Raw genomic sequence first — 24,450 nt, 5'->3', positions numbered from 1 at the left:
TGTGCACGTCCCCATTTCATGCCTCTCCATGCCTGCCTTCAGCAACTCCGGTTTCCTGCGCGTCGTCTGGTTCAGCGCCCTCTACGACCTCATCGTCACCGCGCCCTTTGCGACGCCCTGGACCTTCGAGCTGAACCGGGCGCAGCTGAGCGCCATCAACCAAGCCCTGGGCGGCCAGCCGCTGCCGCCTTTCGACCCGATGCAGACGCTGTTCGCGGTGCTGATGGGCAGCGTCGTGATGGTCTGGGCGGTACTGCGGCTGCGCGGTCCGACGCAGCAGTTCGGCCGCTATGACGCGGCGGCGCGGGTACTGTTCGGCGTTTGGATGGGGTGGGCCTGGATGCAGTCCGGGGCGCCGGTGCTGCTGCTGTTCATCGTGCCGGAGGTGGCGTGGGCGGTGGTGCAGGGCTGGTGGGTACGGCAGGGGCCTCGGGGCGCTGCATTTCGTACGGACTTAGTCCGGTAACTTAGTCAAAATCGTGCCGCATAAGGAGGCAGGCCATGTCTGAAACGGTCAATGTCCACGACGCCAAGACCCATTTCTCGCGCCTGCTGGAGAAAGCCCATGCCGGCGAGGAGATCGTCCTGTCCAAGGCCGGCAAGCCCTATGCGCGGCTGATGCCGCTGGCCACGCAGCCCGGGCAGCGCCAACCCGGCCGGCTCAAGCGACCCGGCGCACAGGTGGACGCGAGCTTCTTCGACGCGCTGCTTGATGCCGAACTCGATGCATGGAACGGGCGATGAAGCTGCTGTTGGATACCCACGCGCTGCTCTGGTGGTGGCTGGACGATCCCCAGCTCAGCCCCGCCGCCCGCATGGCGATTGCTGATCCTGCCAACGAGATCTGGGTCAGCGCCGCCAGTGCCTGGGCAAGCTCGATGGCGTGCCTGAGGCGAGCAGCCGTTTCATGGAACTGGTCGCGGCGGACGGCTTCCGACTCATGCCGATGCAGGCTGCGCATGCACTGCGCGCCGGCAGCCATCCGGCCGAACATCGTGACCCTTTTGATCGCATGCTGGCCGCCCAGGCCGAACTGGAGCAGGCCACGCTGGTCAGCCGGGATGGGGCGTTGGCGGGGTTTGGGGTGGGGATGTTGTGGTGAGGCTGGGCGCGACTCGCCGCGGGTTGAGGACTGAAGTCTCGACAAGAACCAAGGTTCACGCCATTCAGACGGACGACCCTGCTGGCATCAAGGCGTACTGGCACAGACGCTTCGCGTCCAAGCAGACCAACGGCGAATGGTTCGCGCTGGACCTGCGGGCATTCAAGCGCCGCAAGTTCATGTGAAGGGTGGCGCTTCGGCCCGCACGCTCCATGCCTCGCCCTGCGAGACAGGGCGAGTCCTTCGTTAGGCGTCGCAAGGTCCTCAGGACCTTGCTCGGTCCGAACTCAGCATCGCCTGCAACAACACATTGCACCCGCCTCGATGTGTTCCGGCTTCGCGTCCTCGATCTCGTTGAGGCTGATGCCGTCCTTGCAGGGGATGAAGATCATGCCGGCCGGCGCCAGGCGGGCCATGCAGACGGCGTGGAAGGGCTCGGCCGGGCCTGCTCTTGCCGCCTACCGGGGCCGCAGTTGCACATCGACGACCCGCAGGCTGGGGCTGAGGGCTCGCTCGGTGCCGGGTAGCACGCGCACGTCGCTGAAGGCCTGGCTCATGGAGCGCACCCGCTGCACGGCGTCTTCGGCGCTCAAGCCGCTTCTCAGGCCGAGTTGTGCGATGCAGGCGCCGTCGCGACAGTCGACCTTGTTCACATCCGCGGACGGGTGCCGCCAAGACGTCAACTCCTGCTCCACCCACTGGCGGCTGGGCTGGCTTGTGGCACCGGGCCGCTGAGGCAGCACGAGGTCGACGACGTAGGCGCTGGCGGTCTGTACCGGCGACGCCGGGACTTCATAGGCCACCCCCGCCGCCCGCAACTTGTCTTCAAGGCGCACCAGGTCCCGCGGCGTGGCCGAGACCTTGGCGCGCACGGCCGTCTCATCCGCGACGATGTTGCCCACCCGCAGCCCGGTACTGCCCAGCAGCCGGCGCGCCTCCGCCACGCGGGCGGGCTCCGCCACCGCCGCCGGCTCGGGTCTGAACACGGCCACCAGGCCCTCGGGCCACGCCAGTCGGTCGGTCGCGGCAGCGCGCGACCAGGGCAGTGGGAGGTCGATCGTGGCCGAGTCGTAGCTGTAGATGCGGGTGGTTTCCCCGCCCTTGAAGCGCACCTCGATCTGCAGGTCGCCGCCGGCGGCGGGCGCCAGGCGGACGATGGAGCGACCGGTGAACAGGCCGTCCTTGACGCGCCGGGACGCGGTGACGGGTCGGCTCAGCACCAGCCAGCCGCCCTCGCAGCGGAAGTCTGCGGGGTTGTTCAAGGTCCACTCGGTGGGTCGGCTGAATCGATCGGGCCGAGCCGGCATGACGCTCAGGCGCAGCGTGCCCCGTGGCGAGCCGCTCAGCGTGAGGCTGGCACCGGCCGCGTCGCCGCCACCGGTACCGAGCGCTCGCAGTGCGTCATTGACGACGGCGGGGTCGCCGTTGACGGTGAAGCTGCCTGTGACTTCGGGGCAGCTGGGAGGTGCGGCGAAAGCAGCTAGCGGGCAGGCCAGCACCAGCGTGGCGAACCTCAACGCGATGCGGCCCGCGCCTGCGCTCACATCAATCAGCCCGCTCGTTCAAGCATCGCCTGCAACAACACATTGCACCCCGCCTCGATGTGCGCCGGCTTGGCGTCCTCGATCTCGTTGTGGCTGATGCCGTCCTTGCAGGGGATGAAGATCATGCCGGCCGGGGCCAGGCGGGCCATGTAGACGGCGTCGTGGCCGGCGCCGGAGACGGCGCGCATATTGCTGTAGCCCAGCGCATCGGCGGCCTTCTGCACGGCGGCGATGCAGTCGGCGTGGAAGGGTTGGGCGGGGTAGGCGCTGACGGGCGTGATCTCGATGGGCAGGCCGCTCTCGGCGCTGAGCTTGGCGGCCACTGCGCGGATGTCGGCGTCCATCGCTTCGCACAGCGCATCGGTCGCGTTGCGCAGGTCGATGCTGAACTTGACGCGGCCGGGGATGACGTTGCGGCTGTTGGGGTGGACCTGCACCATGCCTACCGTGCCGCGGCCGTGCGGCGGGTGTCGGTGGGCGCAAGCGACGACCTCCTGCATCAGCTTGGTGGCCACCTGCAGCGCGTCCTTGCGCAGGGCCATGGGCGTTGGGCCGGCGTGGGCCTCCATGCCGGTGACGACGCAGTCATACCAGCGGATGCCCAGCACGCCGGTGACGACGCCGATGGTCTTGTCGTGGTCCTCCAGCACCGGGCCCTGCTCGATGTGGGTCTCGAAGTAGGCGCCGATGGGGTGGTCGCCGGGGATTTGATCGCCGATGTAGCCGATGCGCTCCAACTCGCCCTTGACGGTCTTGCCCTCGGTGTCCGTCGCCGCGTAGGCATGCTCGAGCGTGAAGGCCTTGGCGAAGACGCCCGAACCCATCATGACGGGCACGAACCGCGAGCCTTCCTCGTTGGTCCAGAAGGCCACCTCGATGGGCGCCTCGGTCTCGATGCCGTGGTCGTTGAGCGTGCGCACGACCTCGATGCCGGCCAGCACGCCGTAGTTGCCGTCGAACTTGCCGCCCGTGGGCTGGGTGTCGATGTGGCTGCCGGTCATGATGGGCGGCAGGCTGTTGTTGCGGCCCGCGCGTCGCATGAAGCCGTTGCCGATCTGGTCGATGGTGACCGTCATGCCGGCTTCGCGCGCCCAGCGCGTGACGAGGTCGCGGCCCTGCTTGTCGAGGTCGGTCAGTGTCAGGCGGCAGACGCCGCCTTTCTCGGTGGCGCCGATCTGGGCCAGTTCCATCAGCGAGTCCCAGAGGCGTTGGCCGTTGACGCGCAGCTTCGTGATGTCGGGGCGGGTGACGACGGTATCCATGACGAATCCTTAGAGCTTCGTGCCGAAGCGCAGCTTGTTGTGGTCGGGGTCGACGAGCAGGAACTCGCGCACACCCCAGGGCATGTCTTCGATGGCCTTGACGGGCTTCACGCCCTTGGCCGTGAAGGCGGCATAGACCGCGTCGGCGTCGGGCACCCAGAAGTAGACGGCGCCGCCGGGCGCGCAGTCGCCGGCGTGGCCGCTCAGGAAGATCGTCTGGCCGTCGCGCGTGATCTGCAGGAAGAGGGGCAGGCCGGGCTCGAACTGGTGCTGCCAGTCGATGCTGAACCCGAGCTGATCGATATAGAAGGCTTGCGCTCGCGCCGCGTCCGTCATGCGCAGCTGCGGGATGACGGTCTGGGTGTTCATCGGGCCACGGCGGTGGGCTGCAGGTCGGCAGCGCGCTTGGCCGCCGCGTCGAACTGCGGGCCGAACGGCGGGCGCTTCAGATAGCGGCCCTTGCCTTGTTCCGCCCGCAGCTCGCCCCGAGCGAACACCACGCGGCCCTGCGCGATGGTGTGGCTGGGGATGCCACGCACCGTGCGGCCCTCGAAGATGTTGAAGTCGTTCCTGGAGAACTGTGTCTTGGCGCTCAACGTCTTGATGCCGGCCGGGTCCCACAGCACGAGGTCGGCGTCCGCCCCCTCGGCGATGACGCCCTTGCGCGGGTACATATTGAAGAGCTTGGCCGCGTTGGCCGATGTGATGGCGACGAACTCGCTCGGCGTGAGGCGGCCGGAGTTGACGCCGGCATCCCACAACACGGCCATGCGCTCTTCCACGCCGCCGCAGCCGTTGGGGATCTTGGCGAAGTTGTCCTTGCCGGCGGCCTTCTGTTCGGCGCAGAAGGTGCAGTGGTCGGTTGCCGTCGTGTGCAGCTGGCCCGATTGCAGGCCGCGCCACAGGAACTCCTGGTGGATCTTGGGGCGGAAGGGCGGGCTCATCACATAGGCGGCAGCCTTCTCGAAAGACGGGTCGCGATAGACGCTGTCGTCGATCAGCAGATGGCCGGCCAGCACCTCGCCGTAGACCCGTTGGCCACGCGCACGCGCACGCGCAATCGCCTCGGCGCTCTCGATGCAGCTGACGTGCACGATATAGATGGGCACACCCAGCACATCGGCAATCGCGATGGCGCGGTTGGCGGCCTCGCCTTCCACCATCGGCGGGCGCGACATCGGGTGGCCCTCGGGGCCGGTGATGCCCATCTTGGCGACCTCGGCCTGCAGCAGGTAGACGAGCTCTCCGTTCTCGGCGTGCACGGTCGGCATGGCGCCGAGTTCGAGCGCACGCTTGAAGCTGTTCACCAGCGTCTCGTCGTCGCACATGATGGCGTTCTTGTAGGCCATGAAGTGCTTGAAGCTGTTCACGCCTTCCTCGCGCACGAGCGTGCCCATGTCGGCGTGGACCTGCTCGCTCCACCACGTCACGGCGACATGGAAGGCGTAGTCGGAAGCGCTCTTCTCGGCCCAGCCGCGCCACTGCTGGTAGGCGTCCATCAGCGGCTGCTGCGGGTTGGGGATGACGAAGTCGATGATGGACGTCGTGCCGCCCGCCAGGCCAGCGGCGGTGCCGGTGAAGAAGTCGTCCTGCGTCACCGTGCCCATGAAGGGCAGCTGCATATGCGTGTGCGGGTCGATGCCGCCGGGGATCAGGTACTGGCCGGTGCCATCCAGCGTCGTGGTGCCGGCCGGTGCTTCGCGCGCGGCGCGTTCGCCGATGGCGGCGATGCGGCCGTCGACGCACAGCACATCAGTGCGGGACTCGGCGTCGGCATTGACGACGACGGCGCCTCGGATCAAGAGAGAAGAAGTCATGTCGCGCGCCTTGTGAGCGTTTGGGGTTGGGTCTTGCCGGCCATCAGTGCGGCGTAGACCATGGCCGCCAGTGCTAGACCGGCGAACCAGGCATAGGTATAGACGGCCTTGAAGACCGCGCCGACCTCGGGGAATGCCGCCGGGAAAGCGGCATTCAGGAAGCCGGGGATGTTGGGCGCGACGCCGACGGCGAAGGCAATGACGGCGGCGATGTTCCAGCCGCCGCGGTAGCTGTAGCGGCCGCCTTCGCGGTAGAGCTCTTCCACCACCAGCTCGGTCTTGCGCAGCACGTAATAGTCAACGATGAGGATGCCCGCCACCGGCCCCAGCAGCGCCGAGTAGCCGATCAGCCAGGTGAAGATATAGCCCTGCGTGGACTCAAGGATCTTCCACGGCATCATCGCGATGGCGATGCCTGCAGTCAGCATGCCGCCGGTCTTGTAGCTGATGCGACCCGGCGCCAGCGCCGAGAAGTCGTAGGCCGGGCCGACCAGGTTGGCGGCGAGGTTGACGCTGACGGTGTCGATCAGCAGCACGATGAGCGCGATCAGCACCGCCGCACCGGTCATGCGGCTGGCCACGTCCACCGGGTCCCAAAGCGCCTTGCCGTAGATGACGACGGTGGCCGAGGTGACGAACACGGCGAGCGCCGCGAGCAAGCCCATCGGCAGTGGCAGGCCGATGGCCTGGCCGATGAGCTGGTCGCGCTGCGTCTTGGCGAAGCGCGTGAAGTCGGGGATGTTCAGCGCCAGCGTGGCCCAGAAGCCCACCATGGCGGTCAGCGACGGCCAGAACACGGCGGAGAATTGGCCGGCCTTCTTGCCGCCTTCCACAAACGCCGAGGGCTGGTCCAGGATGGGGCCGAAGCCACCGGCCTTGTCCCAGGCCCACCACAGCAGCACGAAGCAGATGACGATCTTGATCGGCGCCGTGTAGGTCTCGAGCTTGCGGATGGCTTCGATGCCGTGCACGACAAACCAGAACTGCAGGGCCCAGAACAGCAGGAAACAGCCCAGCTGCGCAGCGTTGATGCCCAGGCCCGGCAGCGGGTCGCCCGTGAGCGGGTGGCCGATCAGCACGCCGGCCAGCGTGTAGATCATCTGGCCGCCAAACCAGGTCTGGATGCCGTACCAGCCGCAGGCGACCAGCGCCCGCAGCAGCGCCGGCAGCCGCGCGCCCTGCGTGCCGAAGGAGGCCCGCGCCAGCACCGCATATGGGATGCCGTACTTGGCGCCGGCATGGCCGATCAGCAGCATGGGCACCAGCACGATGAGGTTGCCCAGGAAGACCGTGCCGACGGCCTGGCTCCAGCTCATGCCCGACTCGATGAGGCTGGCCGCCAGCGTGTACGCCGGGATGCACATGACCATGCCCACCCACAGCGCTGCAAAGTGGTACCAGCGCCAGGTCCGCTGGGCGGCCGTGGTCGGGACCAGGTCAGGATTGCTCAGCGTCGGATCGTTCATGGTCAGCTTCCGTCGAGTTCAGGTGTTCTGCGGGAAAGCAAATTGCGGGCCCTTGGGCAGGGAATCCGGCCAGCGCTGCATGACCGCCTTGTGCTTGGTATAGAAGCGCACCGCCTCGGGGCCATAGGCATGGTGGTCGCCGAACAGGCTGCGCTTCCAGCCGCCAAAGCTGTTGAAGGCCATGGGCACCGGCAGCGGCACGTTGACGCCCACCATGCCGACCTGGATGTGATGCACGAACTCGCGCGCCACGTGGCCGTCACGCGTGAAGATGGCGACGCCGTTGGCGTACTCGTTCGCTTCGATCAGCGCGATGGCGCCGGCCAGGTCCGGCACGCGCACGACGCACAGCACCGGGCCGAAAATCTCTTCGGTGTAGCAGCTCATGTCGGCCGACACGCCGTCCAGCAGCGTGCCACCGACGAAGAAGCCGTCCTCGAAGCCGGCTACACGGTGGCCACGGCCATCAACGACGGCCTTCGCACCGGCCGCCACGCCTTCGCCGATCAGCTTCTCCACGCGCTGCTGTGAAGCTCGCGTGATCAGCGGCCCCATCTCGATGCCGCTGCCATGGCCTTCACCGATCTTCAGCGCGGCCACCTTGGGTGCCAGCGCCGCCACCAGCGCATCGGCCGCATCGCCCACCGCCACGGCCACCGAGATCGCCATGCAGCGCTCGCCGGCCGAGCCATAGGCCGCACCCATCAGCGCGTCGACGGCCTGTTCGAGGTCGGCGTCGGGCATGACGACCATGTGGTTCTTCGCGCCGCCCAGGGCCTGCACGCGCTTGCCGTGGGCAGAGCCCACCTTGTAGATGTGCTCGGCCACGGGCGTGGAGCCGACGAAGCTGACTGCAGCGATGCCGGGGTGGGCCAGGATGGCGTCGACTATTGTTTTGTCGCCCTGCACGACGCTGAACACGCCGTCGGGCAGGCCGGCGTCCTTGAGCCATTGCGCCATCAAGAGCGACGCCGACGGATCGCGCTCGCTGGGCTTCAGGATGAAGGCATTGCCGCAGCCGATGGCCAGCGGGTACATCCACATGGGCACCATGGCGGGGAAGTTGAACGGCGTGATGCCTGCGACGACGCCCAGCGGCTGGCGCACGCTCCAGGCGTCCAAGCCGCGCGCGATCTGCTCGGTGTACTCGCCCTTCAGCAGCTGCGGCATGGCCGTCGCGAACTCGATGTTCTCGATGCCGCGGGCCACTTCGCCCAAGGCATCCGGCATGGTCTTGCCATGCTCTCGCACCAGCGCGGCGGCCAGCTCCTCGCGCTTGTCCTGCACGATGGACAGGAACTTGAACAGCACGCGCGAGCGCGCCAGCGCCGGCGTCTGGCCCCAGGCCTTGGCGGCCTTAGTGGCGCTGGCCACGGCCGCATCGAGGTCGGCCACGCTGCCCAGCAGCAGCTTGCCCTGCACGGCGCCGCTGGCGGGGTTGTAGATGTCCTGCTGGCGCTCGCCGCTGCCGCGTGTGATGGCGCCGCTGATCCAATGACCGACTTCGTAGGGACTCATCTCGATTCCTTCAAGTGCATCCGGCACTCATCGGGTTGTTCGGGTGCGTGGTCCAGTTCGCATAGCTGCCGTCGATGACGCGGCCCGTGCGCGCATCGGTCTCGCCCGGCTGCAGCGCGCGCATCGAGATGGTGCCAGGGACGGGGCAGATCGACACGCAGAGATTGCAACCGACGCATTCGGCATCATTGACCTCGAAATGCCGCTGGCCGTCCTTCATCGCAAAGATGGCCTGGTGCGAGGTGTCCTCGCAGACGACATGGCAGCGCCCGCACTTGATGCAGCTGTCCTGGTCGATGACGGCTTTCTCGACGTAGTTCAGGTTGAGCTGGTTCCAGTTCTTCACGGTCGGCACCGCGCGGCCCTGGAAGTCGGCAATGCTCTTGTAGCCCTTCTCGTCCATGAAGGTGTTCAGGCCCGAGCACATGTCCTGCACGATCTTGAAGCCGTAGACCATGGCGGCGGTGCAGACCTGCACCGTGCCGCAGCCCATGGCGATGAACTCGGCCGCATCGCGCCAGGTGGTGATGCCGCCGATGCCGCTGATCGGCAGGCCGGCGGTTGCCGCGTCGCGGGCGATTTCGGCCACCATGTTCAGCGCGATCGGCTTCACAGCCTGGCCGCAGTAGCCGCCGTGCGAGCCCAGGCCGTCGGTGACCGGGCTCATGGTCATGCGGTCCAGGTCCACGCCCATGACCGAATTGATGGTGTTGATGAGGCTGACCGCATCGGCGCCGCCCGCATGGGCTGCGCGCGCCGGGAATCGCACGTCGGTGATGTTGGGCGTCAGCTTCACGATGACGGGCATCTTCGTGTGCTTCTTGCACCACTCGGTGACCTGCTGGATGTACTCCGGCACCTGGCCGACGGCCGAGCCCATGCCACGCTCGCTCATGCCGTGGGGGCAGCCGAAGTTCAGCTCCACGCCGTCGGCGCCGGTGTCGGCCACGCGCTCCAGGATGGCCTTCCAGCTCGCCTCGTTGACCGGCACCATCAGCGAGACGATCATGGCCCGGTCAGGGAAGTCGCGCTTCACGCGCTTGATCTCGTCGAGGTTGATCTGCAGCGGCCGGTCGGAGATCAGCTCGATGTTGTTGAAGCCGATGACGCGCCGGTCCTGGCTCCACAGCGTGGCGTAGCGCGGGCCGTTGACGTTGACGACCGGCGGGTCCTCGCCCAGCGTCTTCCAGACGACGCCGCCCCAGCCGGCCTCGAAGGCGCGGCGCACGTTGATCTCCTTGTCGGTCGGCGGTGCGGACGCGAGCCAGAAGGGGTTGGGGCTTTGGATGCCGAGGAAGTTGGTGCTCAGGTCAGCCATGGGAGGCCTCCGTATCGTGATGGCGGACGGCGCTCAGGCCCAGGGCGCGGTCGATGCTGATGGCGGCGCGTTTGCCGTGCTCCACGGCTTCTACGGTCAGGTCCCGGCCGCCGGCGCGGCAGTCGCCGCCGGCCCAGACGCGGGCCAGGCTGGTTTGCCCGTCCGCATCGGTCTTGATGCGGCCGGCTTCCAGGGCGATGGCGCTGCCAGCCGGTTCCGGCTGATACGTCTGGCCGATGGCGCGCAGCACCATGTCGGCCTCGATGAAGAACTGTTCGCCGGTGTCGACGAGCTTGCCGCCTTCGAGCTTCGTCGCCGCAAAGCGCATGCCTCGCAGCACGCCGCCCTGGCCTTCCACGCCGAGCGGCCGAGCCCAGCAGCGGATGGTCACGCCGTTCGTCTGTGCCCAGTGCTGTTCGTGGGTGGAAGCCGACAGGCCGTCGGGCCCGCGGCGGTAGACCATGGTCACCTGCTCGGCACCCAGCAGCCGGCTCTGCACGGCCGCGTCCACGGCTGTCATGCCGCCGCCGATGACGACGACCTTGCGGCCCACTGTGACGATCTCGGGCGCGCTCTGGCGCAGCTCGGCGATGAAGTCGACGGCGTCGCGCAGGCCCGTGACCTGCGGTTCGGCAATGCCCAATGCATTGACGCCACCCAGGCCCAGCCCGAGGAAGACCGCGTCGTATTCAGCCAGCAGGCCGTCGAGTGTGATGTCACGGCCGAGTCGACAGTTCAACTTGGGCGTGATGCCGCCAATGCTCAGCAGCCAGTCGATCTCCTTCTGCGCGAAGCCGCCGGCCACCTTGTAGGTCGCCAGGCCGTATTCGTTCAGGCCACCGAGCTTGGGGTTGGCGTCGAACAGCACGACGTCATGACCGCGCCACGCCAGGCCGTGGGCCGCAGCCAGGCCGGCCGGCCCGGCGCCAACGACGGCGATGCGCCGGCCCGTCGGCATGCCGCGTTCGAACAGCGGCTTGGCGCCGGGGTTGGCGAAGTGACCCTCCACCGCATAGCGCTGCAGCATGCCGATCTCCACCGGCTTGCTCTCATTGGTGTTGCGCACGCAGGCCTGCTCGCACAGCACCTCGGTCGGGCAGACGCGGGCGCACATGCCGCCCAGCGGGTTGGCCGTCAGGATGGCCTCGGCCGCGCCGCGCACGTTGTCCTGCGCCACGCGCTGGATGAAGCTGGGGATGTCGATGCCGGTCGGGCAGGCCGTCTGGCAGGGCGCGTCATAGCAGTAATAGCAGCGCTCCGCCTCGATCAGCGCCTGCGTCCGGTTCAGCGGCGGATGCGCGTCGGCAAAATTCTGCGCGTAGTCATCGGGCGTCAGGCGCCCGGATTTCAGATCGGCAAGGTCCACGGGAATCTCCGGGTGGAAAACACCCAAACATTACTACTCCGTAAAAATTGACCTAAGCGTAAAAACCCGCAGCTTCAGCTTGGTGCGCGCCGTCAGAATGCGGGCATGACCGTGACCGCTGCCGCGCGCACCCCGCGCGCCGCCACCCTGCGCAAGCAGGAGGCCATCCTCGCTGAAGCCGAACGCCAGTTCGCCCGATACGGATTCGAAGGTGTCAGCCTCGACAGCATCGCTGCCGTGCTCGATCTGTCGCGCCAGAACCTGCTCTATCACTGGCCCAGCAAGGAGGAGCTTTACCGCGCCGTGCTGGACAGCGTGATGGGCGAGTGGATGGCCAACATGAACGCCATCACCGAGGCCGACGAACCCGAAGCCGCCATCCACACCTATGTGTCGGCAAAACTACGATTCAGCCGTGAACGGCCCAGCGGCAACGCCGTTTTCACGCGCGAGATCATGGCTGGCGCGCCGCGCTACCAGGACGTGCTCAAGGCCCAGGTCATGCCGCTGCTGCATGCCGACGTGGCGCGTTTCGAGGGCTGGGCGGCCGAGGGCCGCATCCGGCGCGTCGATTTCACCCACCTGATGTTCCTGATCTGGTCGTCCACCCAGGCCTATGCCGATCTGGGGCCGCAGTTCGCTCTCTACATGGGCAAGCCAGCATTGGAAGAAGAGGACTTCGACCGTGCCCGCGAGCTGATCACGGGGCTGATCTGGCGCAGTCTGAAAGTGGCCTGATGAAGCGTCGCGGTCTCTTGATGGGGTTGATGCTGGCAGCCGGCCTGGCCCAGGCCGCCCCGCCGGCCGAGCTGGTCGCGCAGCTCAAGGCCCAGTCGGACGCCTGGGACCAGGCCATCGTCCGCCGGGACCGCGCCGCCATCGAGGCCAACATGGCCGAGGATTTCCGCCAGATCGACGGCCGCGGCAATGTCGAAACCAAGGCCAGCTTTGTCGAAGGGCTGGTCTCGCCCGACCTTGTCATCGACCCCTACACCGTCGAGGACTTCGAGGTGCGCGTCTATGGCGACACGGCCCTGCTCAGCGGCCGCACGCGCATGACGGGCCGCTATCAGGGCCAGGCCTTCAAGAGCCACTACCGCTACATCGACATCTACGTGAAGCGTGGCGGCGCCTGGAAGATCGTCAGCGTGCAGATCAGCCGCATCCCCGAACCCTGACTGCTGACCAAGGGGCGCGGCAGTTGAGTTGAGCACGCGGCTCAAGCTGTCGGCCCGTCCTCGTCTTCATGCATGACCCAGCGGCCCTTGCCGGTGCGCTTGCCGGCCAGCATGGCCCGGTCGGCGCAGGTGATCAGGGTGTTGACGTCGCGCCCATGCCGCGGGTACATGGCCACGCCGATGCTGATCCCCACCCGGGCCTCGCCGCCGCCCGGCAGGGGGATGGGCGCCTCGAAGGCGGTCAGCAGCCGGTTCAGCGCATGCCTTTCGTCGTAGAGGCCGTTGAGCTGGTTGAGCACCAGCACGAACTCATCGCCGCCGATACGCGCCACCACGTCGTTGCCGCGCACGCTGGCGCTCAGGCGCTCGGCGGTGATGCGCAGCAGCGCGTCGCCGGCGTCATGGCCCTGGGCGTCGTTGATGGCCTTGAAGCCGTCCAGGTCCAGATAGCAGACCGCCAGCCAGCGGTCGTTGCGTTCGGCGTCGCGCAGCAGGAAGGCCAGGCGCTCGAACAGCAGGTGCCGGTTGGGCAGGCCGGTCAGCATGTCGTGGAAAGCCAGGTGGCGGGCCTGCTCCTCGCTGTGCTTGATGGCCGTGATGTCCAGCATCAGCCACAACGACTCGCCGTCCGGCAGGGCCGTGCCGCTCAGGTCGATCCAGACCGGGCTGCCATCCTTGCGCCGCATGCGCAGCTGAGTGCGGTAGCGGTGCGGTGCCTCCAGGCGCTGGGAGGCGCGGCCGATCTGGGCGTAGGACTCATCGTCGAGATAGAGCAACCGTGAGGGCTGGCCGCTCAGCTCGCCAGGCTCGTAGCCGAACAGCCGGTCCAGGGCGGCGTTGTGCCAGACCTCGCTGCGGCCGCGCAGCCTGACCATCGCCACCAGCTCGTTGTCCAGCAGTGCGCCGCGCTCGGCGGCCAGCAGCTCGACGCGGCTGCGCTCCTGCACCTGCCGGGCCTGGGCGCGGTAGATGAAGACCGAGAACGCGACCAGCAGCGCCTCCAGCAGCAACAGCAGCGCGGCCAGCACGCCGACCTCCCGGCGCCAGCCGGCGTAGAAGTCCTCGGTGGCCAGGCCCGCCAGCATCAGCATCGGGTAGTCGGGCACGGTCTCGTAGGCGGTGGCGCGTTCCACGCCATCCAGCGCCGTGCGTGTGACGAAGCTGCCCTGCTTCGGGTTCGCGGCCAGTGCCGCGCGCAGCTGTTCGGACACCCGGGTCGTGCCGGTGCCGGCCTCGGGGTTGGCATCCAGCGGTGAATACCGCGCGATCAGCTGCAGCGAGCTGGAGCGCAGCGTCACGGCCCCCTGGGCGCCGACGTTGGCACGCTTGAAGTCGTCGCGGAAGCGCTCCGTCTTGATGCTGGCGTAGACCACGCCCAAGAAGCGGCCATCGGCGGCGGTGCGGGCGCGTGCCAGGACCAGGCCCCAGCCGCCGATGATGCGCCCGCGCTGGGGCTCGGAAACGGCCGTGCGCGTCGGGTCGGCCTGCGCCGCGCGGAAATAGTCGCGGTCGGCCATGGACACGGCCGGCCTGTCGCCGGGGTTGAGCACCAGGCCGTTGGCGTCGGTCACGCGCAGCGCATCGATGGTGGGCACCAGGGCCCGCTGCTCCTCGGCAATGCGCGCGATCTCGCGAAGGTCCGCCCCCTTGGCCGGCAGCTCATCCAGCCGCTTCAGCAAGGACTGCAGGCTGTTGTCCACCAGCCTGAAGCCCGCGCTGACGTTCTGCCCCAGCGTGTGCGCCAGATTGGCCGCCGTTTGGCGCGCCTGCGCCTCATGGGTCTGCTGGCTGGCATAGGCGACCCGCAGCGCGACCAGGACAACCATCGCCAGGATGACGAGGTTGCCGAGGATCAGGTAGCGCTTGAAGCGCAGCAGGCTTGCAGAGATTCGCCAGGGCATGCGAAGGCAAAGTCAGGGGTTGGTATGTGGTTTGCCCTCCCCGGCTGCCCCATGCTAGCCCAGCCGCGGTGCTTTCAGTGCCAGCCGGCGTCGCGCGCGGTGCGCTCCTGCTCGGCGTTGAGGGCTTCGCCGGCGATGAGCCCGTCCATCGCACCCAGCACGGCGGGTGGCAGGGCGGTGGCGGCCTGGCGCATGCCGGTGCCGGGCGTGGGCGCCACGGCCGCGACCTGCTGCAAGGCCCAGGCGCCGTCGCCGTCGCGGCAGGCCAGGCCGGCCGAGGCGGTGGTCGTGAAGCTGCGGCAGTAGCGGCCGTCCCTGGCCTTGAAGCTGACCTGCACGGCCACTGCGCCGCCTGGTGCGCTGGCGAGCTGGCGGTCCAGCGCCTGGGCGATGGCGCCGGTGGCGACAAGGCGGTTTTCATCGGTCGCGCCCGGTGGCGTCAGGCGGGTGCCGATCAGCGTGCCCAGCAGCAGCGTTGCGGCCATGCCGCCCCAGGCGGCCCAGCTGGACATGGCACGCCGCTGGGCGCGCACGGTGCCGAGGTCCACGACCTGCGCGGCCGGCTCGGCCAGCAGGGCCTTGAGCCGCTCCGGCACAGGCTCCTTCAGCACGCCGTCAAAGGCGGCGGCCAGGCGGCGGCGCTCGGCTTTCAGTTGATCCTCGTTCATGTTCATGGCCACTCTCCCAGCAGTTCCTGCAGCGCCTCGCGGGCGCGGGCGACGCGGCTCGTCACGGTGCCGACCGGCACGCCCAGCGTCTCGGCGGCTTCCTGATAGCTCAAGCCCTCGACCAGCACCAGGCCGACCACCGTGCGGTGCTCGTCGCTCAACTTGGCTACGGCCTTGCGCACGAGGATGGCGTCCAGCGGCGCGCCCGTCATGGCGCCGTCGCCGACGTGCTCGCCTTCCTCCTCGGGCAGGAAAGTCTGGCCGCGCCGTTCACGGGCCCTCAGTTCATCGATCCACGCGTTCTGCATGATGCGAAACATCCAGCTGTCCAGACGCGTTCCAGGCGTCCACTGGTCGGTGCGGTTCAGCGCCTTCTCGATGGCGACCTGCACGAGGTCGTCGGCGTCTTCGCGGGAGTGGGCCAGCGTGCGGCCGAAACGGCGCAGCCGCGGCAGCAGGGCAGCAATTTCCTGGCGAAGTTCGGAAAGGTTCTCGGGCATCGATACAGGGACAACGGACGAGGCATGGATTTTCTTCCCTCCCTCGCTCGTTATCCTCACAAAAGCTGTTGCGACGCCATGAAACCTCTTCTCGCTCTGACCCTCGCCGCCCTGGCCGTGCCGGCCCAGGCCCAACTGCGCTTGCCGCAGCTGCCGGGCGTGTCGCGCCTGCCCGGTATGGTGGACCGTGTCGTGGACCGCGTCGTGCAACCCCTGCCCGAGCTGCTGTCGTCGACCACGCAGCTGGTGGACCTGCGCGCGACGACGGTGCGCGACCTGCTGCAGCGCCATTCGGACCTCGTCGAGGCCGACCCGCGCGGCGAGCTGATACGCCGCCGCGAACTCGTGCTGCTCTCGCCCAGCGATGCCGCCTTGGCCGCAGCGGCGGCCCTGGGCCTCGTCAAGCTGCGCGAGGAGGCCTGGCCCGAGCTGGAACTTCGCGAGGTCGTGCTGAGTGTGCCCGCGAGCCTGGGCACAGCCGAGGCGCTGGACAAGCTGCGCGCCGCCCAGCCCGATCTGCAGGCCGACTTCAACCATCTGTATTCGCGCAGCGGCGAGCTCGCACCCGGCGCCGCTGTCGCCCCAGCCAAGCCGCGCGGCCCGGTGCGGGTGGGCCTCATCGATGGTGGCGTGGACCGCCGTCACACCGCCCTGCGCCATGCGGCCGGCGGCAGCTTCGGCTGCGCTGGCAGCCTCGTACCGAGCGAACATGGCACGGCCATCGCCTCCCTGCTCGTCGGCCGCGACCGCGGCTTTGCGGGCGCTTCACCCAAGGCCGAGCTGTTTGCTGCCGACGTGTACTGCGACAAGCCCGACGGCGGCTCGGCCGAGGAGGTCGTGCGCGCCCTGGCCTGGATGGCGCGCGAGCGCGTCGCCGTCATCAACCTGAGCCTGGTCGGCCCACCGAACCGGCTGCTGGAGCAGGGCGTCGCGGCCCTGGTCAAGCGCGGGCATCTGCTCGTCGCGGCGGTCGGCAACGACGGCCCGGCCGCGCCGCCGCTGTTCCCGGCTTCCTATGCCGGCGTCATCGGCGTGACCGGCGTCAACCCATCGCGCCGCGTGCTGCCCGAGGCGGCGCAGGGGCCACAGGTGCTGCTGACGGCGCCGGGCGCCGATGTCGCCGTGGCCCGCAGTGGCGGCGGCTATGGCATCGCGCGCGGCACCTCGTTTGCGGCACCGCTGGTGGCGGGCCTGCTTGCTGCGGAACTGCGCGAGCCCGACCCGGCCGCCGCTGCGGCAGTGCTGGAGCGCCTGGCCGCTGCCGCCATCGATCTGGGCGCGCCCGGCCGCGATCCGGTCTATGGCCGTGGCCTCGTCGCCGAAGACCTGCGCGTGGTACCCGAGCAGCTGCAAGCACGCCAGGCACGCTGAAACAGACACTTGCATCTCGATCGGGAAGGAAGTCTCGGCTGCGGTCGTTGTACTCAGTGAAAGGGCCGGAATGGCTGGCTCTTCCGCAACAACCACCCGGAGATCCATCATGTTTGCAACCCGTCGCACCCAAGTTCTTCGCACCACGCTGAGCACCGTGTTGACCATTTCGGCCGTCGCGGCCGGCCTGCTCGCTTCCAACGCCCACGCCGGCCTGCTCGGCGGTGGCGGTGGCGGCCTCACCGGTGGCTTGACCGGCGGTTTGAATGGCGCGCTGTCGCCCCGCCAGCTCGATGTCGGTGGCCGCGCGAACGGCAATGCCAGCGGCTCGGCGGACGGTTCCCTCGTCAAGGGCACGCTGGACAAGACCAAGGGCGCCGTCGGCGGCGTCAAGGACACGGCGACGGCCAAGGTCGGCGAGGTGAAGTCCACCGCGACCGACAAGGTGGGTGAGCTGAAGACCGCCGGCGAAGGCGCCAAGGACTCGCTGGGCAATGCTGCCGGCAGCGCCTCGGGCAGCGCCGATGGCAGTATCAGCGGCGCGTTGAATGGCACGGCCAACGGCGTCAATGGCAATCTGGCGGGCCAAGGCAGCGGCATGCTGAACGGTACGCTGAGCCGTGGCGATACGCCGGCCGCGACGACGCCCGCCAACCCGGCCACGCCGACGGCCACGACACCCGCCATGCCGGCAACTCCGGCCACGCCCACGGCCTCCACCGCGCCCGCCGCCACCTCGCCGCTGACGCTGGGGGGTGCCGCCGCGGGCAGCGCCAGCAAGAAGGAAGTCAGCGGCAATGCCAGCGGCCAGGCCACCGGCCGCCAGACCCAGGGTGCGGGCGGCGCCTCGGCCAAGGCCTCGCGCACCGACAAGTCGGTGGCCGTGGACGGCGCGGCCAATGGCTCGGTCAAGCGCTGATCGACATCGGGGCTGAAGAGCAAGGGCGGCCTGCGGGCCGCCCTTGTGTTTGTCAGCCGCGCCGCTTCAGGCGGTACAGCGCAATCCCGGAGCAAAGCACCGTGAACCCGAACAGCATGGCGAAGGCCATCTCCGGTGCGATCCAGCGGAACTTCTCCACCCCGCCCGCGGCGAAGACGAGCTGGTTGAGGTGGAACTGCGGCCAGAACGGCGCCTGGAAGTACATGGACTTGGGCAGCGGGAAGAACACGCCCGACAGGTAGAGCCCCGGCAGGTAGAGCAGGTGGGCGTAGGCCGGCGCGGCCGAACCGCTGGCCAGCGCGCCGACCATCAGACCCAGGGCGCAAAAAGGGATGGCGCCGGTGATGAGCACGACGCTCATGGCCGCGAGTTGACCGGCGCTCAATCCAGCCTGGCCGCTGACGGCGGTGACGACGAGGATGGGCAGGTAGGCGATCACGCCGGTCACGACGCCAGCGACGATCTTGGCCGTCAGCCAGGCGCCGGGCGGCGCGGGCTGGGCGCGCTTGAGGGTCAGCAGGCCCAGCTCTCGTTCCATGGCGATGGACGGGCAGGTGGCGAACACCGCGGCCATGGTCACGGCCATCAGCGAGAAGCCGGCGAACATGAAGCGGGCGGCGTCCGGGTCCTTGGCCGTCATCTCGCCGGCCACCGCGAAGGCGAACAGCAGGTACAGGGCCACCGGCAGCACGAACATCGGCAGCGCAAAGGCCGGCGCGCGCAGCAGGCGGATGAGTTCGAGGCGGATCTCGGCCGTGTAGGGCGATGTGGTGCGGTGGGCCGGCGCGAAAGCCGGGGTGGGGCGGGTCAAGGTGGTCATGCGGCCTCCCGGGTCAGTTCGTTGAAAGCGTCATTGAGCCCGGCCTGCTTCACTTCCAGGCGCGAGAGCTGAGGGTCGGCCGCGAGCAGGCGGCGCACCACCGCTTCGGCATCCGTGGCGACGATGGCGAGCTGGTCGTGGTCGCAGCTCACGTCCACCACGCCCGGCCACCGGCGCACGTCGCCCGGCACCAGCGAGGTCTCGCAGCGGATGTGGCGGCGAGATACGAGCGCGCGCATCTCAGCCACGCTGCCCGAGGCGATGACGCGGCCCTTGCCGAGCACGGCCACGCGGGTCGCCAGTGCTTCCGCCTCTTCCAGATAGTGCGTCGTCAGCAGGATGGAGCAGCCCTCGCGCAGCAGTGCACGGATGTTGGCCCACATCAGCTCGCGGGCCTGGATGTCGAGACCGACGGTGGGCTCGTCCAGGAACAGCACCCGAGGGCGCCCGCAGACGGCGATGGCGAACTGCACCTGGCGCTTCTGGCCGCCGGAGAGCTTGCCGTAGGGCCGGTTGGCCAGCGCCGTGATGCCGGCGCGCTCCAGCGCGTCCTTCACGCTCAGCGGGTGCTGGTAGTAGCTGGCCGACAGCGCGACCAGCTCATGCACCTTGAGATCCTTTGGCAACTCAACATCCTGCATCATGACGCCCAGCCCCTGGCGCCGCGCGATCTCCTGCGGCGAGCCGCCGAGCAGGCGCACGATGCCGGCGTCGGCGTCGTGCAGGCCCAGCCACAGCGAGATGGCCGTGGATTTGCCGGCGCCGTTGGGGCCCAGTAGTGCGAGCAGTTCGCCGCGCTTGAGCTGCAGGTCGACGCTGCTCAGCGCCTCCAGCTTGCCGTAGCGCTTGGACACGCCGCACAGCGAGGCGACGACGTCATCGGTCGTCGCTTCTTCGGTGGAGACGGCAACGGCGCGACGGGGATAAGCCTTGCCGTTGAGGACCTTGCCGATGACCGTCGATCGCACCAGCCCCTGGTAGCTCAGCAGCAGCACGGCGAGGCTGCCCAGCAGGACGAGCGGGTACTTCACGCCCCAGTGCAGCGGCCAGTCGCCCACCCAAACCTGCAGAGCGCAGACCAGCGGCAGGTGGACGAGGTAGATCCAGTAGGACGCATCGGCGACGTAGCGCAGGGCCGGGCTGTGGCCGGACAGGAAACGCAGCGCGAGGCCCGTGATGGCGAAGGTCCACGACCAGGCCGAAGCAACGAAGGACAACGCGAAGATCAGCTTCGGCGTATCGGGCATCCCGAATGGCGGCTGGGTTCTCAGGATGTAGAGGCAGACGGCCGAGGACGCGATGGCCAGCGCCAGATGCGGCAGCCAGCGTGCGCGCAGCGCCGCCAGCGCATCTGGCGCGCGATGCACCAGCCAGCCGAACATGAAGGCCGTGCCGAAGCCGACCGTGGCGGGCAGTTGCGGGATCAACGACTGGTCCGGTGTGGGGATGCCGACCGCGGGCATCCACATCTGCAGGGACAGCAGGCAGCCCGCGAGCGGCAGGCCCAGAAGCAGCGCACCGGCCGGCCAGCGCAAGGCAGCGGTCGTGATGCGGTCCAGCCAGCCGCGCAGCACCTGGCCCCGGTCCAGCGCCGCGATGGCACTGCGCAGCAGCAGGGCGCCGGCATACAGCCACAACAGCTGGTAGAGGAACCACAGGTGGAACAGCGGCAGCGCGCCAAAGGTCCTGGGCATTTCCGGAGCGGCTGGCGGCGCGCCGTTGAACACCTTCTGCATGCCCAGTCCCCACACGAAGACGATGGCGACGAACACCAGTGGCCAGCCGACGACCAGCGGCACGGCGATGCGCTTGCCGCGGTTGAGCCAGAAGCCTGCGGTGCCCAGCTTCTTATGCTGCAGCCGCGCGAAGTAGCCGGCGATGAAGAAGAACAGCGTCATGCGGAAGCTGTGCGCGACGAAGGCCGTGTCGCCCAGGAAGGCACTGGGCGAGTTGTCGCTCATGGCCCATAGCCCCTTGGGGATGCCGGGGATGAAGGACATGCTGGCGTGGAAGGCCACGCCCAGCAAAAGGGCAAAGCTCCGCACTGCGTCGAGGGCGTGCAGCCTCTCGCCGTTGGGTTGTGAAGTCATGGTGTTTCCCTAGGAGGTGTGGATCGACCCCGCGCGGCCGAGCAGGCCGTCGCGGCGTCGCCAATCAAGGCGCAAAGCGGAGCCGTAGCCCGTGCTACGGCGAGCATTTGCAACGCCGAGTGGCGGCGTTGCGGTGGGATGAGCGGGCGTGAGGGGTTGGTTCATGCCTCCTCACAGGAAGTCGCGCCGACGCGCGGCGGTGAACAGGGGCAGGGACAGGGCGAGGACGGTGAGCGCCGCTTCAGCGGCGAGGAGCAGCCAGAACGTGCCGTTCCAGACGGGGGTGGCGGCGAGCATGTACTGCCCCACCTCGGGAATGCGGCCGACGCCCATCATGAAGAGCGAGACCGACATGTTCGTGAGGATGATGACGCCGCCCATGCCCGCCTCGGAGCTGATGTTCAGCGCGGCGCACAGCACCAGCGCGAAGTTCAGCAGCAGGAAGACGCACAGCAGCACGGCGTAGGGCAGCAGCCCGTCGGCGATGCCCGGCATGACGAGGATCAGCGCCACCGCGCCGGCGCTTAAGCCAGCCCACGGCAACAGGAAGCTGGCGAGCAGGCCCAGCAGCTTGGCGCGCACATAGTCGCCTGGCGACAGCGGCAGGCTCAGCACGAAAAGCAGCGAGCGCTCCTTGCGCTCGGAGGCGACGCCGAACAGCGCCAGCATGACGCCCAACGCAATGATCGCCGTCAGCCAGACGATGAAGCCGACGTTGAAGCCCACCTCGCCGCTGGCCGCGGTCAGCAGCCCGGCAAAGCCGGCAGCGGTGGCGCCGACGAGCAGCCAGCGGTAGACGTAGAGCTCCTTGGCAACGAGCTTGCGGGTGAGCAGCTTCATGACGGGTGTGCCTCTTGGGCTTGCCGGCTGTGCATGACGGTGGCGACGAAGACTTCTTCCAGGCTCATGCGGTGCACCTCTTGCACCGGTGCGCCGAGGCGGGCAAGGAAGTCGTCGTTGAAGCCGTCGATGGTCAGCGTGACGTTGGGGCCGTCGACGTCGCGGTGGACGATCTCTGGCAGACGCCAATCGGGCGCACCGTCCGGTAGCCGCAAACGCAGCGTGCGCCAGCGTTCGAGGAAGTCCTCCTTGTTGTTGGACGCCACGACACGGCCACGATCGATGAAGGTGATGCGGTCGGAAATGCGCTCCACGTCCAGCGTGTTGTGCGACGAGAACAGGATGGAGCGGCTGTCGTCGCGCAGCACGTCCATGAACTCGGTCAGCAGTTCCTGGCGGGCGACCGGGTCCATGCCCGAGGTGGGCTCGTCCAGCACCAGCAGGCGCGGGCGCCGCGCGAGCGCCAGCAGCAGCAGGGCCTTGGCCTGTTCGCCCGTGGACAGGCTCTTGGCCATCTGCCCCCCATGCAGGCCGAAGCGCTTCAACAGCGTGGCGGCGTAGGTTGCGTCCCAGCCGGGGTAGAGGGACGCGACGAAGTCCATGTGCCAGGCCAGCGTCGCCTGCGGCAGCAGCTTCATGTCGTCGCTGACGAAACCGACATCGGCTTTGGCGGCGGCCTGGTCTTGAGGCATGTCATGGCCGAGCAGTCGGATGCTGCCGGCGTCGGCCGTCAGCAGGCCCATCAGCAGCCGGATGGTGGTGCTCTTGCCGGCGCCGTTCGGGCCGACGAGCCCCATGATCTGGCCCTGCTCAAGGTCGAGGGACACGTTCTCCAGCGTGAAGAAGCGGAATGCCTTGCGCACGCCGTTCATCTCAATGGCTTTCGCGCTCATTTGTCGGGCTCCTGATTCAGCGCGTTGCGCAGTCGTTCGATCAAATCCGGCTCGGGCATGGCCAGCGACCTGGCAATCTCGCCAGCCGCGGCGAGGTGGGTATCGAGCTGGGCCAGGCGCATGTCCTTGGCCAGGCCTTGCGCGTCGGCCACGAACGAACCCTTGCCGTGGCGGGTGACGATGACGCCTTCGGATTCCAGGTCCAGGTAGGCGCGCTTGACGGTGATGACGCTGACGCGCAGATCCGCCGCCAGCGCGCGGATGGACGGCAGCTCCTGCCCGGCTGGCCAGTCCCCGGCGGCAACGCGCTGGCGGATCTGTTCGACGATCTGGAGGTACATCGGCCTCGCGTCGGTCTGCGAGATGAAGAGACTGCTGTGCATAATGTGTATACACAGAATATATGCGCAGTCCGGCGAATGCAAGCGGCGGAATGAAAAGAGCGGCCCGCGGGCCGCTCTTGCCGGTCGATTCAACCGCCGTCTAGAGCTTCAGCAGGGCTTCCAGATTCACGCGCAGCTTGAATTCCGCCGGTGCCAGGCTGGCCGAGATGGCCTGGGCGGCCAGTCGCGTATCGCGTGGCACGGGGTTGCTCAACGGGCTGCCGCTCTTGCCGATCAATGCAGCGACGAGAGGCTCATTGGCGCTGAAGCCGCGTTTGAAGACGAGCCCGACTTCGCCATTGGCCAAGCGCACGATGCTGCCGGGTGGGTACAGGCCCACGGTCTTGATCAGCGCCGCGCCGGCTTCGTCAGGCTGGCCGAGTTCGTCGAGGAAGACGGCGCGGGCGGCCGCGGCGCCGCTCATGGCCTGGCGGCTGCGGCGGGGCGACAAGCGCGCGCCGAAGAGATCGATGCGGCGCAGCAGTCGGGCCAGCTTCTCGCCATCGCTGCGGCTGCCGAGCGGGCCGGGCCCGGCCTCGTGATGGAGGCGCACGGCGGTCAGCCAGACGGGGTCGGCGACGCCGACCTGGGCCAGGCGCTGCGCAGCGCGGTCGCCGTGAGCGGCCAGGGCCTGGCGCTGGGCGGGCGTGGCGGCGTCGAGCTGGCTGGCCAAGCGGTCGTGGGCGGGGCCGGCGCCGTAGTTCATCGTCAGCGCGGCGCCCTGCAGCGCGCTGCGCAGTTCCGGTGCCAGTTGCATCTGCTGGGCGACCAGGTCGCAGAGCAGCAGCGTCAACAGCGCGTGACGGGCGCTGTAGTCGCCGAATTCCTGGCTGCTCTCGAAGATCAGCAGCATCAGGGTTGCGTCAGGGTGGGCGTGCAGGCGCTTCAGCGCGGTGTCGCGCAGCGCGGCCAGTCGGGCGGTGAAATCAACCGGATCGGCCTCGCGCAGCAGGCTGTGGGTGTGCAGCAGCAGGTTGGACCAGGCCTCGCGCGGGCCGAGTTCCACCTTGGTCGGGGCCAGAGTGTCGAGCCGGAAACTGCCGTCGGCTTTGACGATGTCGGACAGCGGCACGTCCTGCATGACCATGGTGTCCAGCCGATGGGCCAGCGCGCGCTGGTACTCCATGGTGTCTGCGGAGTTCACCCACGCGCCGCCATCGACGAGGCTGCGCACCAGCGGCGAGTCACGCAGCACCTGGCCGCGCGCGAACAGCAGCTTGCCGTTGGCGTCGAACAGGTCGTACGGCAGGGTCATGCCCAGGCGCAGCGTGCGGGTCGGTAGAGGGATGAGTTCAGAGGCCATGGATTGAGGCATTCTCAACGGCCTTCGGCTTCGGCAAGCCGATCTTGAGCGAGGACGAAGGGGTGGCTGCGTAGAATTCCCGGCCATCCGAGGAGCGCTGCGACGGGTTTTCTTGCCTGCCAGGCTCGGATTTCTGAAAACGGCGCTCATCGATCCTCTGCCTGAGCCCC

The 24,450-nt window shown here is 68.4% G+C and carries 25 protein-coding genes, 1 pseudogene and 1 riboswitch; of the genes and pseudogenes, 8 read left to right on the top strand and 18 right to left on the bottom strand.

What is annotated here, in order from left to right:
* Window positions 1–28 precede the first annotated feature (28 nt).
* The 4 genes from ACXJKM_RS06120 (at window position 29) to ACXJKM_RS06105 (ending at window position 1,287) form a co-directional block, all read left to right on the top strand.
* A complete protein-coding gene (locus ACXJKM_RS06120; protein WP_457350980.1) occupies window positions 29–466 on the top strand; it encodes a hypothetical protein in 438 nt (145 codons plus the stop codon).
* 35 nt (window positions 467–501) lie between these two features.
* Window positions 502–744, top strand: coding sequence for a type II toxin-antitoxin system Phd/YefM family antitoxin (locus ACXJKM_RS06115; RefSeq protein WP_457350978.1), 243 nt, complete (start codon window positions 502–504; stop codon window positions 742–744).
* A 163-nt stretch (window positions 745–907) separates the two neighbouring features.
* On the top strand, window positions 908–1,102 hold the full coding sequence (locus ACXJKM_RS06110) for a type II toxin-antitoxin system VapC family toxin (protein WP_457350976.1): 195 nt from the start codon (window positions 908–910) through the stop codon (window positions 1,100–1,102).
* Window positions 1,096–1,287: a GIY-YIG nuclease family protein gene (locus ACXJKM_RS06105; RefSeq protein ID WP_457350974.1), complete on the top strand. Its 192-nt coding sequence runs from the start codon at window positions 1,096–1,098 to the stop codon at window positions 1,285–1,287. The genes ACXJKM_RS06110 and ACXJKM_RS06105 overlap by 7 nt, the downstream gene beginning before the upstream one ends.
* 79 nt (window positions 1,288–1,366) lie before the next feature.
* On the opposite strand, the pseudogene ACXJKM_RS06100 reads toward ACXJKM_RS06105, so the two are convergent.
* From ACXJKM_RS06100 to ACXJKM_RS06060, 9 genes and pseudogenes are all read right to left on the bottom strand, one after another.
* Window positions 1,367–1,527: pseudogene (locus ACXJKM_RS06100) on the bottom strand (Zn-dependent hydrolase); the annotation flags it as partial.
* 33 nt (window positions 1,528–1,560) lie between these two features.
* A complete protein-coding gene (locus ACXJKM_RS06095) occupies window positions 1,561–2,646 on the bottom strand; it encodes a hypothetical protein (RefSeq protein WP_457350972.1) in 1,086 nt (361 codons plus the stop codon).
* 5 nt (window positions 2,647–2,651) lie between these two features.
* Entirely contained in the window at window positions 2,652–3,908 is a 1,257-nt protein-coding gene (locus ACXJKM_RS06090; RefSeq protein ID WP_457350970.1) for a Zn-dependent hydrolase, read from the bottom strand.
* A gap of 9 nt (window positions 3,909–3,917) precedes the next feature.
* On the bottom strand, window positions 3,918–4,277 hold the full coding sequence (locus ACXJKM_RS06085) for a bleomycin resistance protein (protein WP_457320458.1): 360 nt from the start codon (window positions 4,275–4,277) through the stop codon (window positions 3,918–3,920).
* Entirely contained in the window at window positions 4,274–5,725 is a 1,452-nt protein-coding gene (gene hydA / locus ACXJKM_RS06080; RefSeq protein ID WP_457350968.1) for a dihydropyrimidinase, read from the bottom strand. Before hydA ends, ACXJKM_RS06085 begins: the two co-directional genes overlap by 4 nt.
* The gene (locus ACXJKM_RS06075) at window positions 5,722–7,191 is read right to left on the bottom strand and encodes an NCS1 family nucleobase:cation symporter-1 (protein ID WP_457350966.1); all 1,470 of its coding nucleotides are present in this window, start codon (window positions 7,189–7,191) and stop codon (window positions 5,722–5,724) included. The genes hydA and ACXJKM_RS06075 overlap by 4 nt, the downstream gene beginning before the upstream one ends.
* An 18-nt stretch (window positions 7,192–7,209) precedes the next feature.
* A complete protein-coding gene (locus tag ACXJKM_RS06070; RefSeq protein WP_457350964.1) occupies window positions 7,210–8,709 on the bottom strand; it encodes a CoA-acylating methylmalonate-semialdehyde dehydrogenase in 1,500 nt (499 codons plus the stop codon).
* 10 nt (window positions 8,710–8,719) lie between these two features.
* A complete protein-coding gene (preA, locus tag ACXJKM_RS06065) occupies window positions 8,720–10,027 on the bottom strand; it encodes an NAD-dependent dihydropyrimidine dehydrogenase subunit PreA (RefSeq protein WP_457320464.1) in 1,308 nt (435 codons plus the stop codon).
* The gene (locus tag ACXJKM_RS06060; protein WP_457320466.1) at window positions 10,020–11,393 is read right to left on the bottom strand and encodes an NAD(P)-dependent oxidoreductase; all 1,374 of its coding nucleotides are present in this window, start codon (window positions 11,391–11,393) and stop codon (window positions 10,020–10,022) included. Before ACXJKM_RS06060 ends, preA begins: the two co-directional genes overlap by 8 nt.
* 105 nt (window positions 11,394–11,498) lie before the next feature.
* Between ACXJKM_RS06060 and ACXJKM_RS06055 the strand changes: the two genes are divergently transcribed.
* Window positions 11,499–12,131 carry a TetR family transcriptional regulator C-terminal domain-containing protein gene (locus ACXJKM_RS06055; RefSeq protein WP_457320468.1) on the top strand — a complete coding sequence of 211 codons (633 nt, stop codon included), beginning with the start codon at window positions 11,499–11,501 and terminating at the stop codon, window positions 12,129–12,131.
* Complete coding sequence (locus tag ACXJKM_RS06050) at window positions 12,131–12,571, top strand: nuclear transport factor 2 family protein (RefSeq protein WP_457320470.1); 441 nt, start codon at window positions 12,131–12,133, stop codon at window positions 12,569–12,571. The genes ACXJKM_RS06055 and ACXJKM_RS06050 overlap by 1 nt, the downstream gene beginning before the upstream one ends.
* A gap of 41 nt (window positions 12,572–12,612) precedes the next feature.
* On the opposite strand, the gene ACXJKM_RS06045 is transcribed toward ACXJKM_RS06050, so the two are convergent.
* From ACXJKM_RS06045 to ACXJKM_RS06035, 3 genes are all read right to left on the bottom strand, one after another.
* The gene (locus ACXJKM_RS06045; protein ID WP_457350962.1) at window positions 12,613–14,472 is read right to left on the bottom strand and encodes a diguanylate cyclase domain-containing protein; all 1,860 of its coding nucleotides are present in this window, start codon (window positions 14,470–14,472) and stop codon (window positions 12,613–12,615) included.
* A 74-nt stretch (window positions 14,473–14,546) separates the two neighbouring features.
* Window positions 14,547–15,146: a hypothetical protein gene (locus tag ACXJKM_RS06040; RefSeq protein WP_457320474.1), complete on the bottom strand. Its 600-nt coding sequence runs from the start codon at window positions 15,144–15,146 to the stop codon at window positions 14,547–14,549.
* Complete coding sequence (locus tag ACXJKM_RS06035) at window positions 15,143–15,640, bottom strand: RNA polymerase sigma factor (RefSeq protein WP_457320476.1); 498 nt, start codon at window positions 15,638–15,640, stop codon at window positions 15,143–15,145. Before ACXJKM_RS06035 ends, ACXJKM_RS06040 begins: the two co-directional genes overlap by 4 nt.
* Before the next feature lie 78 nt (window positions 15,641–15,718).
* Here ACXJKM_RS06035 and ACXJKM_RS06030 point away from each other — a divergent pair, with 78 nt between their 5' ends.
* The gene (locus ACXJKM_RS06030) at window positions 15,719–17,011 is read left to right on the top strand and encodes a S8 family serine peptidase (RefSeq protein WP_457320478.1); all 1,293 of its coding nucleotides are present in this window, start codon (window positions 15,719–15,721) and stop codon (window positions 17,009–17,011) included.
* 109 nt (window positions 17,012–17,120) lie between these two features.
* On the top strand, window positions 17,121–17,930 hold the full coding sequence (locus ACXJKM_RS06025) for a hypothetical protein (protein ID WP_457350960.1): 810 nt from the start codon (window positions 17,121–17,123) through the stop codon (window positions 17,928–17,930).
* 52 nt (window positions 17,931–17,982) lie between these two features.
* Here the strand turns inward: ACXJKM_RS06025 and ACXJKM_RS06020 are convergent, their stop codons facing one another.
* From ACXJKM_RS06020 to ACXJKM_RS05995, 6 genes are all read right to left on the bottom strand, one after another.
* Window positions 17,983–18,771 (bottom strand): ABC transporter permease, encoded by a 789-nt coding sequence (locus tag ACXJKM_RS06020; RefSeq protein WP_056192159.1) that lies wholly within the window; start codon window positions 18,769–18,771, stop codon window positions 17,983–17,985.
* Window positions 18,768–20,861, bottom strand: coding sequence for an ATP-binding cassette domain-containing protein (locus tag ACXJKM_RS06015; RefSeq protein ID WP_457350958.1), 2,094 nt, complete (start codon window positions 20,859–20,861; stop codon window positions 18,768–18,770). Before ACXJKM_RS06015 ends, ACXJKM_RS06020 begins: the two co-directional genes overlap by 4 nt.
* Before the next feature lie 171 nt (window positions 20,862–21,032).
* Window positions 21,033–21,701: a hypothetical protein gene (locus tag ACXJKM_RS06010; protein WP_457350956.1), complete on the bottom strand. Its 669-nt coding sequence runs from the start codon at window positions 21,699–21,701 to the stop codon at window positions 21,033–21,035.
* Window positions 21,698–22,594 (bottom strand): ABC transporter ATP-binding protein, encoded by an 897-nt coding sequence (locus tag ACXJKM_RS06005; RefSeq protein WP_457350954.1) that lies wholly within the window; start codon window positions 22,592–22,594, stop codon window positions 21,698–21,700. Before ACXJKM_RS06005 ends, ACXJKM_RS06010 begins: the two co-directional genes overlap by 4 nt.
* Entirely contained in the window at window positions 22,591–22,935 is a 345-nt protein-coding gene (locus ACXJKM_RS06000) for a GntR family transcriptional regulator (RefSeq protein WP_457350952.1), read from the bottom strand. The genes ACXJKM_RS06005 and ACXJKM_RS06000 overlap by 4 nt, the downstream gene beginning before the upstream one ends.
* A 142-nt stretch (window positions 22,936–23,077) precedes the next feature.
* Complete coding sequence (locus ACXJKM_RS05995; RefSeq protein ID WP_457320153.1) at window positions 23,078–24,280, bottom strand: HD-GYP domain-containing protein; 1,203 nt, start codon at window positions 24,278–24,280, stop codon at window positions 23,078–23,080.
* An 83-nt stretch (window positions 24,281–24,363) separates the two neighbouring features.
* Window positions 24,364–24,435: riboswitch (S-adenosyl-L-homocysteine riboswitch) on the top strand.
* Window positions 24,436–24,450 lie beyond the last annotated feature (15 nt).

It is taken from the genome of Roseateles sp. P5_D6, assembly GCF_054049415.1.
The sequence above is the reverse complement of the archived record's forward strand: the minus strand, read 5'-3'. Positions and strand labels throughout refer to the sequence as shown.

Bases quoted from the DNA above. Each gene is read 5' to 3' on its own strand.
- ACXJKM_RS06120 (WP_457350980.1), top strand. From the start codon at position 29: ATGCCTGCCTTCAGCAACTCCGGTTTCCTGCGCGTCGTCTGGTTCAGC.
- ACXJKM_RS06115 (WP_457350978.1), top strand. From the start codon at position 502: ATGTCTGAAACGGTCAATGTCCACGACGCCAAGACCCATTTCTCGCGC.
- ACXJKM_RS06110 (WP_457350976.1), top strand. From the start codon at position 908: ATGGAACTGGTCGCGGCGGACGGCTTCCGACTCATGCCGATGCAGGCT.
- ACXJKM_RS06090 (WP_457350970.1), bottom strand. From the start codon at position 3,908: ATGGATACCGTCGTCACCCGCCCCGACATCACGAAGCTGCGCGTCAAC.
- ACXJKM_RS06085 (WP_457320458.1), bottom strand. From the start codon at position 4,277: ATGAACACCCAGACCGTCATCCCGCAGCTGCGCATGACGGACGCGGCG.
- hydA (WP_457350968.1), bottom strand. From the start codon at position 5,725: ATGACTTCTTCTCTCTTGATCCGAGGCGCCGTCGTCGTCAATGCCGAC.
- ACXJKM_RS06075 (WP_457350966.1), bottom strand. From the start codon at position 7,191: ATGAACGATCCGACGCTGAGCAATCCTGACCTGGTCCCGACCACGGCC.
- ACXJKM_RS06070 (WP_457350964.1), bottom strand. From the start codon at position 8,709: ATGAGTCCCTACGAAGTCGGTCATTGGATCAGCGGCGCCATCACACGC.
- preA (WP_457320464.1), bottom strand. From the start codon at position 10,027: ATGGCTGACCTGAGCACCAACTTCCTCGGCATCCAAAGCCCCAACCCC.
- ACXJKM_RS06055 (WP_457320468.1), top strand. From the start codon at position 11,499: ATGACCGTGACCGCTGCCGCGCGCACCCCGCGCGCCGCCACCCTGCGC.
- ACXJKM_RS06050 (WP_457320470.1), top strand. From the start codon at position 12,131: ATGAAGCGTCGCGGTCTCTTGATGGGGTTGATGCTGGCAGCCGGCCTG.
- ACXJKM_RS06045 (WP_457350962.1), bottom strand. From the start codon at position 14,472: ATGCCCTGGCGAATCTCTGCAAGCCTGCTGCGCTTCAAGCGCTACCTG.
- ACXJKM_RS06040 (WP_457320474.1), bottom strand. From the start codon at position 15,146: ATGAACATGAACGAGGATCAACTGAAAGCCGAGCGCCGCCGCCTGGCC.
- ACXJKM_RS06035 (WP_457320476.1), bottom strand. From the start codon at position 15,640: ATGCCCGAGAACCTTTCCGAACTTCGCCAGGAAATTGCTGCCCTGCTG.
- ACXJKM_RS06030 (WP_457320478.1), top strand. From the start codon at position 15,719: ATGAAACCTCTTCTCGCTCTGACCCTCGCCGCCCTGGCCGTGCCGGCC.
- ACXJKM_RS06025 (WP_457350960.1), top strand. From the start codon at position 17,121: ATGTTTGCAACCCGTCGCACCCAAGTTCTTCGCACCACGCTGAGCACC.
- ACXJKM_RS06020 (WP_056192159.1), bottom strand. From the start codon at position 18,771: ATGACCACCTTGACCCGCCCCACCCCGGCTTTCGCGCCGGCCCACCGC.
- ACXJKM_RS06015 (WP_457350958.1), bottom strand. From the start codon at position 20,861: ATGACTTCACAACCCAACGGCGAGAGGCTGCACGCCCTCGACGCAGTG.
- ACXJKM_RS06010 (WP_457350956.1), bottom strand. From the start codon at position 21,701: ATGAAGCTGCTCACCCGCAAGCTCGTTGCCAAGGAGCTCTACGTCTAC.
- ACXJKM_RS06005 (WP_457350954.1), bottom strand. From the start codon at position 22,594: ATGAGCGCGAAAGCCATTGAGATGAACGGCGTGCGCAAGGCATTCCGC.
- ACXJKM_RS06000 (WP_457350952.1), bottom strand. From the start codon at position 22,935: ATGTACCTCCAGATCGTCGAACAGATCCGCCAGCGCGTTGCCGCCGGG.
- ACXJKM_RS05995 (WP_457320153.1), bottom strand. From the start codon at position 24,280: ATGGCCTCTGAACTCATCCCTCTACCGACCCGCACGCTGCGCCTGGGC.